The sequence below is a fragment of the Teretinema zuelzerae genome, from assembly GCF_021021555.1.
In the GTDB taxonomy this organism is placed as follows: Bacteria; Spirochaetota; Spirochaetia; order Treponematales; family Treponemataceae; genus Teretinema; species Teretinema zuelzerae.
The window spans coordinates 1,648,126-1,661,576 of the sequence record NZ_JAINWA010000003.1; the positions used below are offsets into that span (position 1 = coordinate 1,648,126).

Annotated in this window: 9 protein-coding genes; 3 read left to right on the forward strand and 6 right to left on the reverse strand. The window is 55.8% G+C overall.

The annotated features are described in order from the left end of the window. Window positions 1-29: 29 nt before the first annotated feature. The 3 genes from K7J14_RS14375 to K7J14_RS14385 form a co-directional block, all read right to left on the reverse strand. Window positions 30-773 carry a LamG domain-containing protein gene (locus K7J14_RS14375; RefSeq protein ID WP_230757890.1) on the reverse strand — a complete coding sequence of 248 codons (744 nt, stop codon included), beginning with the start codon at window positions 771-773 and terminating at the stop codon, window positions 30-32. Between the two features lie 86 nt (window positions 774-859). Next, the gene (locus K7J14_RS14380; RefSeq protein ID WP_230757891.1) at window positions 860-2,170 is read right to left on the reverse strand and encodes a hypothetical protein; all 1,311 of its coding nucleotides are present in this window, start codon (window positions 2,168-2,170) and stop codon (window positions 860-862) included. Window positions 2,171-2,212: 42 nt separating this feature from the next. Next, on the reverse strand, window positions 2,213-2,779 hold the full coding sequence (locus K7J14_RS14385) for a hypothetical protein (RefSeq protein WP_230757896.1): 567 nt from the start codon (window positions 2,777-2,779) through the stop codon (window positions 2,213-2,215). Between the two features lie 617 nt (window positions 2,780-3,396). On the opposite strand from K7J14_RS14385, the gene K7J14_RS14390 reads away from it, so the two are divergent. After that, window positions 3,397-5,859, forward strand: a complete 2,463-nt coding sequence (locus K7J14_RS14390; protein ID WP_230757899.1) for an alpha-L-arabinofuranosidase C-terminal domain-containing protein — start codon at window positions 3,397-3,399, stop codon at window positions 5,857-5,859. A 61-nt stretch (window positions 5,860-5,920) separates the two neighbouring features. On the opposite strand, the gene K7J14_RS14395 is transcribed toward K7J14_RS14390, so the two are convergent. Then, window positions 5,921-8,212, reverse strand: coding sequence for a beta-L-arabinofuranosidase domain-containing protein (locus K7J14_RS14395; RefSeq protein WP_230757903.1), 2,292 nt, complete (start codon window positions 8,210-8,212; stop codon window positions 5,921-5,923). Between the two features lie 170 nt (window positions 8,213-8,382). On the opposite strand from K7J14_RS14395, the gene K7J14_RS14400 reads away from it, so the two are divergent. After that, window positions 8,383-9,978 carry an NAD(P)/FAD-dependent oxidoreductase gene (locus K7J14_RS14400; protein WP_230757907.1) on the forward strand — a complete coding sequence of 532 codons (1,596 nt, stop codon included), beginning with the start codon at window positions 8,383-8,385 and terminating at the stop codon, window positions 9,976-9,978. Here K7J14_RS14400 and K7J14_RS14405 read toward each other — a convergent pair. Both K7J14_RS14405 and K7J14_RS14410 read right to left on the reverse strand, forming a co-directional pair. Continuing rightward, entirely contained in the window at window positions 9,948-11,783 is a 1,836-nt protein-coding gene (locus K7J14_RS14405) for an EAL domain-containing protein (RefSeq protein ID WP_230757911.1), read from the reverse strand. The two genes, K7J14_RS14400 and K7J14_RS14405, sit on opposite strands and share 31 nt — an antisense overlap. Before the next feature lie 79 nt (window positions 11,784-11,862). After that, window positions 11,863-12,510, reverse strand: a complete 648-nt coding sequence (locus tag K7J14_RS14410; RefSeq protein WP_230757914.1) for a Crp/Fnr family transcriptional regulator — start codon at window positions 12,508-12,510, stop codon at window positions 11,863-11,865. A gap of 89 nt (window positions 12,511-12,599) precedes the next feature. On the opposite strand from K7J14_RS14410, the gene K7J14_RS14415 reads away from it, so the two are divergent. Continuing rightward, the gene (locus K7J14_RS14415; protein ID WP_230757917.1) at window positions 12,600-13,427 is read left to right on the forward strand and encodes an ATP-binding protein; all 828 of its coding nucleotides are present in this window, start codon (window positions 12,600-12,602) and stop codon (window positions 13,425-13,427) included. The last annotated feature ends 24 nt before the right edge of the window (window positions 13,428-13,451 follow it).

A 13,451-nucleotide genomic window follows, 5' to 3' on the forward strand; every position in this document is an offset into this window, starting at 1 on the left:
CAAACCCGGGAAAACCGCTGGTCGAACCGTTATTTCCGCACAATGCCTTTCATGACGGCCTTGATCTGAGCGGGAGTATATACCGCGTCGGCGATCAAAATCTCATCCATCGCTCCGGTAAAGAGGGGGTCGGCGCTCCAGTTGCTGCGTCCGATGTAGCATCCTTTCTTCACGATGTCGGTCGGCTTCAGGTCGAGCGGAACTTCCTGAGCGGCTTTTCCGTTTACATAGAGAACGACCTTGCCGTCTCCGAAGGTAAAGGCGATGTGGCTCCATTCGCCGGGAACCAGTGTGGGAGCAAGAAGCGTTACAGCTTTGCCGCTGGAGAAAATGTCGAGGCGGGTTCTTTTTTCAATGCCGGCGAAGCCGAGCCAGATGTCCGCAAGGTTTCCGTCGCCGAAATCCATGATGCGGGACCAGTCTCTCCAGCTGTCCGGCTTCACCCAGGCGGCGAAGGTCCATGCGGCCGCGTCCAGAGTGTCCTCGGGAACCATGATGTATCCGTCCGAGCCGTTGAAAACCATCGCCTGGCCGTATTTGCCCTCGACGAGAGTTCCGTCGCCGCCGGCGAGTCCGTAGCGTTCGTTTCCCGACGCGTCGATTACGTCGCCGTCTTCGATCGGCGTTTCAAAATCGTATACGACCAGAGCCTTCATGTCGAAGTCTGCCGTCGTCATCCCTTCGTCTCCCGAAGCTCCGCCGCCCGAGCTTGCGCAACCGGCGATCGAAAGAACCGCGGCGAGAGCCGCGACAGTTGTCAGAAGTTTTTTCACAAGGTTTCTCCTTTCCCAAAAATGCTTTTCAATAGAACCGGCCGCCGGATCGCCGGCAGCCGGACATTGTCCGAATGAGACGAAAATCAGAACCAGAAGCACATCGCGACGGGAACACGGTAGCCGATCGCGGACGAGGTAGTGCTTGTTTCAAACCCGGTATACTGCACTTCCACTCCGGTGCGGAGGTAGCCGTTCTGGAAATTCTTCTGGATGTAGGGATAGCCGTACACTCCGATATATGTTCCGGGAGTTCCGGTCGCCACGTTCGCGGCGAAGGGCATCCATTCGGCGACCATCGCGTTGTCGTCGTATACGTTGGCAAGGCGTCCGTTGGAAACGGTCGAGCCGTTCGCGTCCTGAGCGTACATGAACTGTGTGTTGAATCCGGCGACGAAAGACTTCCCGAGGTCGTAGCTCACAGCGGCCGCAAGCTGATTGAAGAGCTGGATTTCGTTCACCATGAAGTAATGCTCTCCGTTGTATACCAGGCGGTCTTCGAGGGCGACAGTCATGCGGTTAACGGGAGAGAATTTGCCGGACACGGTGAACGAATGGTGCATCGCGTCGTTGTCTTCCCGGAGGCGGAAGTCGTATCCCGCGTTGAGGGCCACGCCCGGAACGAGGTTGGGCATGTCGGCCTGAAGCCAGGCTTCGGTATAGAGGCTTTCTTCCGAATAATTGGCGGTGCCCTCGAGGTGGACTTCGTTGTAGTAGCCGGCGACGAACTTGACTCCGAAGGGAGCGGCGTAGCGGACGCCTGCCTTGAACTTCTTGAGGAGATCGGGATATGCGTTGTGCGCCGCGTAGTTCACGCCGTTTCCGCTGACGGGAAGAATCGGAAGCCCGACCATGACGCCGAGACCGTCGACTTTATAGGGGGTGAATTCAACCGCGGTAAAATGCTGGCCGAAGTCGCGCTGGGCATAGTAGCCGGTGGGCATATTGCCGAGGGCGTAGCCGGCAAGCGTATAGCCGAAAGTCGCGTCTTCGAATTTTCCGGTCATGATGCGGGCTTGTCCGTTAAGAAGCTCAACCCGGACGTTTCCTTTATAGAAGATGGTATCGATATCGTCGGCGTTCGAGGCGCTGGTGTCGACATCGTTGTAGAGGCCGTACCAGGTGCCGAGCGAGGCGTCGAGGCAGACGCCTGTTTCGAAGTGGAAATTCTGAGCGTCCACCGCCACGTCGAGCGAAGTGCGTCCGTTGTAGAAGGAACCGAATTCCGCGGCCGCGTCCGACTCGATATAGTCTCCGTCGCCGGCTTTCTGAAATTCCTGTCCGACCGCGAAATTCGTATAATCAAGATATCCGTGAATCGATGCAGTCTGGGCGGCGAGACCTGCCGCTGCAGAAACCGCCAACATCGCTATTGCAAGGCTTTTTGCCATTTTCATTTCAGTATCTCCTTTAGTTAGGCTGTACTCTGATTTTCAGAATCACTGCGCCGTAGCGGTATACACGACGGTTCCGCCGAGCGACGCTTGAGCGGTTATTACGGCTTCGCCCTTGGTGACGGTCAGAACGATATCCTTGTCGTCGAATACGGTCGCGAAATCGTCCCAATTCCATGTCGAGGTATAGGCAACAGAGGCATTCGTCGGAAGAGTGGAATTGCTCCATGCGTCTGCGCGGAGATACCAGACATCGCCGGTAGCGTCGTCTTTAAGCGCAAAGGCCCAGTTTTTCCAGTTTTCGGTCGCGGGCGTATCGCAGTGAAAGGTGTATACGAGCACGTCTCCGTTTTCAATGCCCTCGGTTGCGAGAAAAAGGTCGTACGCATTCCACGCAAGGGTACCGGGGCCCGCGGTACCGACGGATACTGCAGAGTTCAAGAGATTGATTCCGTTTTTCGTCACGCTTGCGACATTCAGATAGACGTCTTCTCCGCCGAGATAAGCCGTCCAGGTTGACGATTCTATCGGATCCTTCACCTCGAGGGTGCATCCGGCGAAAGCCAGCGCGAGGCCGGCCGCGATCAATACCAACAATGAAGCTTTCTTCATTTTCCTCTCCTTTAATTCAGTTGCCGGCGCAAACCTTCCCGCCGGCGGTCTTCACGTTCGGATGAGGGGGATGGGACAGTCATCGGCGATCCCCATCGTCGATGACTGCCCCGCACATCACGTTGGAATAATAAACCTGTTTTTATACCCTGTCAAATTGTTATTTATCATATTTAAAGGTTTTAAATAAAGATATTTGATATAGAGCAAGCAATAATTACTACTAACCAGAAAATAAATGCGTTAGAATTCATTAAAAATGATAAGTATCGTTATAAGATGGTTTATAAAACATAAAAATCCGGGGAGACATCAGCTCTTGCGGGGCAGTATGGAAACCTCCCCGGATAAGAGGAGGAAGTTCAATATTGAAGATAACCCGGGTTATATATCCATGCAAGTTGTTTTTTATCATTGTATCACCACTTTATCGGGTTTTTACATTTAAAATGCATAAAATAAGCTCTTTTATTTGTTGAAAGGAAAAACAATCCCTTTATTTACGGTTATTTATCATGATAAATGGTTTTAAATCTTGACAGGTGCAGAATGCTGGAAAATACTGAAAGCTCCGGTTTTCATCCGGAAATATTGATATTTATTGAAAGGAGCGATACATGCGGAAAAAAGGCGTTGTATCACTGATTTTGCTGTCCTTCGCGTTCATTGCAGGCGCGCAAAGCCCTACCGCCGTGCTTGAGATAGACGGCGCGGGAAAAAAGACTGCCGTAAGCCCGAATCTGTACGGAATCTTCTATGAAGACATCAATTTCGCCGCTGACGGAGGATTATACGCTGAATTGATTCAAAACAGGTCCTTCGAATATAAATTCGCGACAGAATCATGGGATACGCTGAAAGGCGGCGAAAGCAGAAAGCCGAGAATTAAAATTAGAACGGAAAATCCCCTGAACCCCCAGAATCCAAAATACGCGCAGATAGAGCGGACGTCCCCGGGAATGGGCGTCGTCAACGCGGGGTTCGGAGGAATCGCGGTGAAAGAGGGAAAGAAGTACCCCGGATCGATTTGGCTGCGCTCTCCGGGCGGCGAAATCTCTTCCGTCGCCGCGGCGCTCGATTCGGGAAGCGGCGAAACCCTCTCGAGCGCCTCGATCAAAGGCATCGGGACTGAATGGAAGAAATTCGAGTTTACTCTGTCCCCGACGAAGGACTCGTCAAAGGCAAAACTGATCATCTCCCCGGATCAAAACGGAATTCTCGATATGGACATGGTATCGCTCTTTCCTCCTGAAACCTATAAAAACCGCGAAAACGGGTTCAGAACCGACCTTGCGGTCCTTTTGGAAGAACTGAACCCCGGCTTCATGCGTTTTCCCGGCGGCTGCGTCGTGGAAGGCAGGGTAATAGAAGAAGCCTACCGATGGAAAGACACCATCGGACCGGTCGAGGAACGCAAAGAAGCGCCGAATTTCTGGGGATACCAGCAAACATACGGCATCGGTTTCCACGAATATTTCCAGTTCTGCGAGGATATCGGAGCGGACGCGGTGCCCATCGTCAACTGCCATATGTCCTTCGCCGATCGCGATATTCCCTACATCAACCTGAAGGACCTTCCCGATCTGAAGGAGTGGATTCAGGACGCGATCGACGTGCTCGAATACGCCAACGGACCGGCGGCTTCCAAATGGGGAGCCCTGCGCGCGAAAAACGGCCACCCGGCGCCTTTCAATGTGAAGTACCTGGGAATCGGAAACGAACAGTTCAATCAAAGCTACTTCGACCGCTACGAGGCGTTCGCGAAGGAAATCAAGAAGGTCTATCCCGAGGTTAAACTGATTCTGAGTTCGGGACCCCTCCCGAGCGGGATTATTTTCGACAGCGCGTGGATGAAGGCGCGCGAATTCCAGAAAGAGGGACTCGTCGATCTGATCGATGAACATTACTACTGTCCGCCCGAGTGGTTCCTGGCGAATACGAAACGATACGACTCTTACGACCGTTCAAAGACGAAGGTGTTTCTCGGCGAATACGCGGCGCACGCGGACGGACGGAGAAATAATATGTTCGCGGCGATCGCCGAAGCCGCATTCATGACCGGTCTTGAGAGGAACGGAGACGTCGTAGAGATGGCGTCGTACGCTCCCCTTTTCGCGAAGGAAGGGAACGTTCAATGGGCCCCGGACATGATCTGGTTCGATAACGAGAAAGCCTGGACGACGCCGAGCTACTGGGTCCAGAAAATGTTCGCGGACCGTAAAAGCGAAAAAACGCTTGCAAGCGTTCTGACCGTCGATTCCTCCAACCGTAAGCCCGCGGCGATCGGAGGCTCGGTCGGACTGGGAACCTGGGCGACCCGGACAGAGTACGCGGACATCATGGTGAAAGACGCAGACGGGAAAGTCCTTTACGACGGAAGAAAAGCGAAGATCCGCGACTGGAAGCCCCTGACGGGAAGCTGGAGCGCGAAGAAAAACGCGATCGTCCAGGATTCTTCGGGAACGGATTGCAGGATTCTTCTCGACGCTCCGGGATGGGACGGATACACCTTCAGCATGAAAGCGCGCAAAACCGACGGAGCGGAAGGAATGCTCGTCATGTTCGGCGTCAAAGACAGAACCTGGTACTGGTGGAACATCGGCGGATGGAACAATACCCAGTCCGCGATAGAAAAGGGTACGGGAGAATCGAAGGGCATCATCGGGGAAAGCGTTCCCGTATCGATCGAAGCAGGACGCTGGTACGACATCAGAGTCGAAGTCTACGGAGCCGTCGCAAAGTGCTATCTGGACGGCCGTCTGGTACACACGATTTCCGACGCGCAGGCCTGGGATCCCGTTTTCGCGCATGCGGGCGAGGCGAAGAACGGAGACATCATTATCAAACTGGTGAACGCGGACGGAAACAAAAATCCCGTTCGGATCAAGCTGGCCAACGTCGGGCCGCTCCAGGCGACCGCAAGCGCGGTCGTCCTCGCAGGCGCGAAGGACGCGGAAAATACGGCAGCGAGGCCCGAGGCGGTGCTGCCGGCGAAAACCGAATTCCAGGGAGTATCGCAGGACTTTACCGTGACGCTCGAGCCCTGGTCGGCGTCCATACTGACGCTGAAGAAAAAATAATACCGTTTTCCCGTGGGGGAGGACTCCGTCCGGGGAGCCCTCCCCCATTTTTTCATGCATCTCAATCCATGACTCTCAGAGACCTGACCTCCAGAATCTTTCCGGCCGCGGTCCGTTTTCCGGCCGGCTTGAACATAACCTCGGCTTCGACCAAACCGCCGGAGCCGGCAGGCAGCCCGGCGAGAACCTCGGCAGGCACCGCGAAGCGGGAGTCGACGGCCCTGTCCTCCCCGCTTCCGACCAGATCTACCGCGGCTATCCTGCTTCCGTTCACCACAATATCGAAGCGCCGTTTAAGGCCGGGGCGCGGGCCGTCCATATCGTGCCATGCGACGAGGAGCTCCGCGGGACGCGAAGGATCGAATTTCATCCTGCAACTGATATAGCCGTCAGGTCCTGCCGCCTCCCTCCAGCGCATGTCCAGCGAGGCGATATAGCCCGTAGACGACTCTGCCTTTTTCATGCCGTGCTCGATCTCGGACTGCTGCTCGCCGGGTTTTACAAGATCGACTGTGGACGCTGCGAAACGCTCGTCCCTGCCTGCCGCTCCCGTTCCCGCGGAGAAATATATTGTGTACCGTTCGTGATGGACTTCATGAAAGGGCTTCAGGAAAAGCCGTTCGCCTCCCGCGATAGCGCCGGATATCGTTTCAAACAAGATGCCGTCCTTTTTCCAGTCTCCCGCGGGAGCGATGAAATCCGCCGGGCGCCGAACATCCGCAATTACCGGCGGAACCGGAATTCCCGGCCAGTTCATCAGCGAAAGATGGTCGCCGACGGTATCGGATGCCGCGTTCCCTTTCTCTCCCGGGAAACCCTTTACGCCGAGGCAAGCCGCAAGGACGAAGGGGCCGTACTCGAAAGAATAAAGCGAATCGTTTCCCATCGCAGTGCGCATGCGGACGATCGGATCGAATGTGATAGACAGCGAATCGCCGGCCTTGAGCCCGTCGATCTCGAACCATCCTCCGCGCTCGACGACGTTCTCCGAGGAGAGGGACAGAGGAGCGGAATTCCATGACGGTTGTCTGATTCGAAGGCGCGGAACCGTGGTTTCAGAGCGCATAACGCGAAGCGTCATCGTCCCGTCGCGGAAGGGATCGCCGGACGCTTCGATTTCCCAGCCCGCCGCCGACACGGTCGAAGGCGCGAACAGAAGGAGGGACAGAGCATCGCCGTCGAGGCTCCAGACTGTTTTACCGTACCGTTCAGGATTCTCCATTCCGGTTCCGGTGCAGCACCAGAATGAATCTTCGACAGTCCCGTACACCTTGAAGTGCCCCGGCTGGGTAGAAACGAAGTAGGTCTTCGCTCCGGTATCAGGCTCCTGCGAAGCGAGAATATGATTGTACAAGGCGCGCTCGCAGAATTCGGAAACCTCGGCCGAGCCGGTCCAGGAAAACACATGGCTTCCCAGTTCGATCATGTTATAGGTATTGCACGTTTCGCAGGTGTCTTTTCCCAAACTCTCCTTCCCTGCCGGCCCGAAATGCTCGCCGATCGAATTTCCGCCGATGGCGTAGCTTCTCTTCTTCGTGACGTTTTCCCAGAAAAACTCGACGCCCCTGCGGTATTCGGTCTTGCCGGTTAATTCATAGAGGCGGGCTAGACCGATGATTTTGGGAATCTGGGTGTTGGCGTGGAGTCCCTGCAGAGAGTCTTTTCCGGCAGTCAGAGGATCGACGACCGAGCGGTGAATCCACCGCACCGCCAGCTCAAGATAGCGTTCGTCGCGCGTAATCGAGTAGAGATCCGCGAATGCCAGGCACATCCCTCCGTGTTCGCAGACGAGCATCCGCTGGAAGTCCGCATCGCTCATCCGCGACAAGCCGTTCGCGGCCCAGTCGGCCATTCCCGTAACGATGCGCAGAGCTTCCGCGTTGCCGGCTCTCCGGTACGCCTCAATCAACCCGGCGTATATCTTGTGTACCGAATACCAGGGAACCCAGTACCCGGCGAGCGAGAAGTTTTCAACCTGGAAAGTTCCGCTGAACGCGGCGTCGAAGGGAGCCGAAGGAACTCCGCCGATATAGCCGTCTGACCGCTGGAGCCGGCCGAGCTCCGAAACGGCGTAGTCAAGCCGCTTGCGGGCCGTTTCGCTTCCCGTTGCTTCGACGAATCCTGAAAGCGCGGAAAGATAGTGGCCGAGCGAGTGCCCCGCGATCTGCCGCGACTCCCAGCCTCCGTACGGCCGGCCTTTCGCCTCGAGCTCTCTGCCCGCGGCGATCCAGCACGGAGATAAAAGCCTGTCGGCGTCCAGAGCCAGTACATACTCGAGGCCGACCGCCTGAGATCTTCCCAAAAGAGAATCCGGAGCGAGACGGACCGTCAAATTCTGCGATGATAGATTCATTGCTGCGCCTCCGCATGCGGCTAAGCATGCCAAAAAGTGAATTAATTTCATGAGCACAGTATCAAGCCGGAGCAAAGCGGCGAAAAGACGCAAAATTCCGGGAAATAGAGCGGGATTCCGACCTTTACGCCGAAGCACAGACTGAGGAAAACGGGTATACTCGCTCCATAATGACAGAGACCCTATCAATCACCGTGCTTCCCGGCGAGGAAGCGAACGACGCAATTCTCCGCGCGAAAGCGGCGGAACGCATGAATATCAGCGCGGCGGACATCACCGGCCTGATCGTAAAGAAAAAATCGATCGACGCCAGAAAAGGCCGCGTGAAGATCCATCTCGCCTGCCAGGTGTGGGTCGGAGAAAAACCGGCTCTCGAAGAAACGGCCGCATGGACGCCGAAATGGAAAAAAGCCGACGGGAGCCGTACCGTCGCCATCGTAGGATCGGGTCCAGCAGGACTTTTCGCCGCGCTGAGGCTTCTGGAAGACGGCATTAAACCGATCATCGTCGAACGAGGAGCTCCCACCCCGGAGCGCAAACAGGATATCGCCGACATTACCCGCACCCAAACCGTGAAGCCCGACTCCAACTACTGCTTCGGCGAAGGCGGAGCCGGAACCTTCTCGGACGGCAAACTCTACACCCGGTCGAACAAGCGGGGAGATCCGTCGCGCATACTTGCGATATTCCATCATCACGGAGCGCAAAAGGAAATACTCACCGACGCCCATCCCCACATCGGAACGGACCGGCTCCCCGCCGTCATCAATGCGATACGGGAAACGATCGTATCCCTCGGAGGAGAGTTCCTTTTCCATACGGCATGCACCGGCTTTATCGAAGAAGACGGAAAGATCCGGGGAATTCGGGTCGACGACGGCAAACAGGAAATCCGCTCGGACGCTGTGATTCTGGCGGGAGGCCACTCTTCCCGGGATCTTTACCGCTTGATCGCGCAGATGAGGCCCGAAGGCGCGCTCGAGGCTAAGGCCTTTGCCATGGGCGTGCGCGTCGAGCATCCGCGCGAAATCATCGACCGTATACAGTATCACGGCAGGGACAGAGGAACGGAGCTTCCCGCGGCGGAATACCGCTTGACCGCCCAGGCCGGAGAACGGGGCGTATATTCGTTCTGCATGTGCCCCGGCGGACTCATCGTGCCGTCTGCGACCTCCGACGACGAAATCGTCGTAAACGGAATGTCGCCTTCCGGCAGAAATTCCCGCTGGTCGAACTCGGCCGTCGTCGTTGAAATCAGGACGGAAGACATACCGGAAGACTTCCGCGAAAAGGATCAGCTCGGCGGACTGCGCTTTCAGGAATGGCTCGAGAAGGAAACTAAAAAGCACGGCGATGGCCAAAAGGCTCCGGCCCAGAGGCTCGAGGATTTTCTCGCGAAACGCGAATCGAAAACCCTTCCCGAATCCTCGTACAGCCCCGGCCTCGTTCCGTCGCGCCTCGATCTCTGGCTGCCCTGGCATATCGGCGAGCGACTGAAGGAAGGCTTCCGCCAGTTCGGCGCTTCGATGCGCGGCTTCATCTGTCCGGAAGCGCTTCTCGTCGCTTCCGAAACGAGAACCTCCTCCCCGGTGCGGATACTCAGAAATCCGGAAACCCTGGAATCGGAGGCGTTGCCGGGCCTATGGCCGGCGGGAGAGGGCTCCGGCTACGCGGGAGGAATCGTTTCCTCGGCTATGGACGGAGAAAAGTGCGCCGCGGCGATCGCCGCCAGGCTTCAGGCGAGCGCGGCGGGTTCGGCCAGATAATAGCCCTGCAAATAATCGATGTGCATCGAGCGGAGGGAGTCGAAGACTAGCTCGTCTTCCACGAACTCCGCTACCGTTTTCTTGTTTGACTTCCTGCAAAAATGAACGATGCCTTCGACCAGCGTGCGGGCGTTGTCGTCTGTCCGAATCTTCCTGATCAGCGAACCGTCGATCTTGACGATATCCACCGGAAGATTGATGAGCGTGCAATAATTCGAGTAGCCCGTTCCGAAATCGTCGATAGCGATTTTAAAGCCGTAACGGGTTATGTACTCGATGAACCAGAGGCACCGGTCGAGCTCGACCAGTTCGTCGCTCTCCAGAATCTCGAAAATAATCCGTCCCTTCTTTTCCTTTATGATCTCGAACACCTCGTCTACAAGCAGAATGAACTCGGGCCTCATTATATCGTGGATCGCGATGTTTACCGAAACGTCGACATCGTTTCGCACGATCGCGTCGGCCGAGGCTCGCAGGATGAAATCGGTGAGATACGGATACAATCCGGTCGATTTGGCGACCTCGAGATAAGGATGAATTGAAACATAGGATCCGTCCTGGCGTCTCAGGCGGAGCAGTGCTTCGTACCAGACGACCTCGGCGCCCTTGTCGCAGAATATCGGTTGGAATACCGCCCGAAAACCCTCCGTTTCGCGATTATTGATCAATTCGGAAAAGCGGATGACGCTCTCGTACGCGGTCGTTTTTTCGCTTTCATCCTCGTCGAAAACGGACAAAACGGAATGAGTCCGCTCGGCTTTCTTCAAGGCAATGTCCGACCGGGACAGAGGGCTTCTTTCGTCGCCGGGAAGAACTATGGCAGCTCCGAGCCGGTACACCAACCGAATGCGGTCGCGCTCCCAGGGAAGGGACTCCAGATCCAGCGATTTGACGATTTTCGAAAGCAGCTGCTCCGCTCCCTGAACGGTCGGTTCTACATCGCTGTCTATCAGAATTCCGTATTCGTTGTATTTGAGCTGGTAGGTGCGGTACCGGTAGCGATTTTCATACTTCCTCAGCTTTCTCGAGGCGAACTGGGAAATGATGTCGGAAAACTCATAGCCGAACAAGGCGACCAGATCGCTGAAATTCTCGATCTTGATGATGGCGAACACGTAGAAGCGGTTTTTTTTCAGCGAATGAAGAAGAACGTCGCGGCAAGGAAGACCGGTGGACTCGTCGAATACGATCATATCAGTCAGCCGGGAAATCATCCCTTCCTGCCTTTTTTCCGAAGCGTAGCTGAACACCCATATAAAAGCATAGGTAAGAAAGCTCACCGCAGAAAGTTCGAAGGTAGGAGAGATAAGCCAGGGTGGCAGCACCGAGGAAGCCTGCAGAAAGCCTACCGCGCTGACGAGACCGAAATAGCCGGCGCACCAATACGACCCCCGACGGGACCCCCTCAGCTGTATTGCGAGGGCCGGATACACGAGGGAAATCATCATATATAAACCCGAGCCGCCCGGACTATAGACGGAAGCGAAAAATCCGATAACGGGTAGCGCCAAACTGACGTAGGTCATCAGCCGCAGACGCCGAAAACGGATAAGAAAAGCAAGCAAGGCAGAAAGGATGAGAAAGACGGCCAAGTGCACAACCGGTTGAGACGGCATAAGATCGTAGCGTTTATTGAAAAAAAGAGAAGCGGATAGAAACGGCGGGAAAGCCAGAGCCGTCGAAAGGGCGTAGAGGATCAGATGATACCGGTAATGTCTGCTTTCATCGCGGATTTTCTGATACCAGGCGGTATCCTTATACGCAAAATCAAGCAAGCCCTGACGGATGAACTTTTTCTCGAGCATGTAAAATCATACTACGGGGTGTTTTTACCCTTTGTCAATGAAATATGACATTTGAGAATACTCGATTTTCTCCAAAAGATCATTTTAGTACGAAAGAGGCCCCTTCGAAATCAAGCACGCCCTCGTCCTTCATGCGGGAAAGCTCGCGGGACAGGGCGCTCCGATCGGTGCACAGATAATCAGCCAGTTCGGTCCGGTTCCACGGAAGGCTCAGTGTTTTGCTTCCCTGCTTTCTCCGTTCAAAGTCGAGGAGGGCGAGAAGGCGCTGCCGTATAGTCCGGGCCGATAAAATTTCCAAACGCGCGTTCAACACCAGGTTTTTCCGCGCCATGAGACGCATTAAATTTTCGATAACCCGATGATGGAAGGCGCAGGCCTTCGCGCAGGGGCGCAGGAGCCGGGAACAGGGGATATACAGGATGCGGGACATTTCCATTGCCTGAACGGTTACCGGGCTTTTCTTTTCGCCCGCGCAGACGAAACTTTCGGCAAAGACCGCGCCCGGGCCGAAGGCAGCCAGTATCACCCGGTTTCCTTCGCCGTCGCTTCTCAATATTTGCACGCTTCCGGCGATTACGACGCCGAGCGAATCGATTTCCTGCCCCTCATGAAGAAGGATTTCGCCCTTCTTCGCGGAGAGCCAGGAACCGCCGATGCAGGTGAGCAGCGTCGCGGTCTCGTCCGACGACAAGCCTTCAAACAGGGGAATATTTCCGGGAATTACCACGGGAAGACCTCCTTTCGTTGCATTTGCAACATATCATTGATAGAGACTTGCGTATAGTGGAAAAACAGAGAGAACAGAAGGAGACACGAATGAAACGCCAGATTATCAAGATAGATGAAAACAAATGCAACGGATGCGGACTCTGCGTGAGCGCCTGCCACGAAGGGGCTATAGCCATGATCGACGGAAAAGCCCGTCTCATACGGGACGATTACTGCGACGGCCTGGGAAACTGCCTGCCCGCCTGTCCGACGAACGCCATAACATTCGAAGAAAGAGAGGCTGCCGCATACGACGAAGAAGCGGTCCAACGACATCTTGAGGAACAGAAAGCGAAGACCGCGCAAGCCTCGTTCGCCCCGGCAGGTCACTCGAACGGACTCTCCGGCGGGATGAAATTCGCGCCGGCCTCGCCTGCGCACGCTGCGGCTCATAGCCCGGCGCCCTCCTCTTGCGGATGCCCCGGCTCTGCCTCCAGAAGCCTGAGAAGCGAAAACGCTCCGGCACCGGCCGCTCCTCAAAACCTCCGCGGCCCGTCGGCAGAAACGGCAGAATCGCAGCTGCGCCAATGGCCGGTCCAGCTCAAGCTCGTGCCGGTGAACGCGCCCTATTTCAACGGAGCCCATCTCCTGGTGGCGGCCGATTGCGCGGCCTACGCCTACGCCTCCTTCCATCAGGATTTTATCCGCAACCGCATAACGGTGATCGGGTGCCCCAAGCTAGACGCTGGCGACTATACCGAAAAACTCACCACTATTCTGGCCAACAACGACATCAAGAGCCTGACGGTGGTCCGCATGGAAGTTCCCTGCTGCGGAGGGCTGTCCCACGCGGCTACCGAAGCCCTCAAGGCGAGCGGCAAGTTCATCCCCTGGCAAGTCGTTACGGTTTCCACCGAAGGCGAAATCCTCTCCTGACAAAAACGGGGACGGGAATCGGCG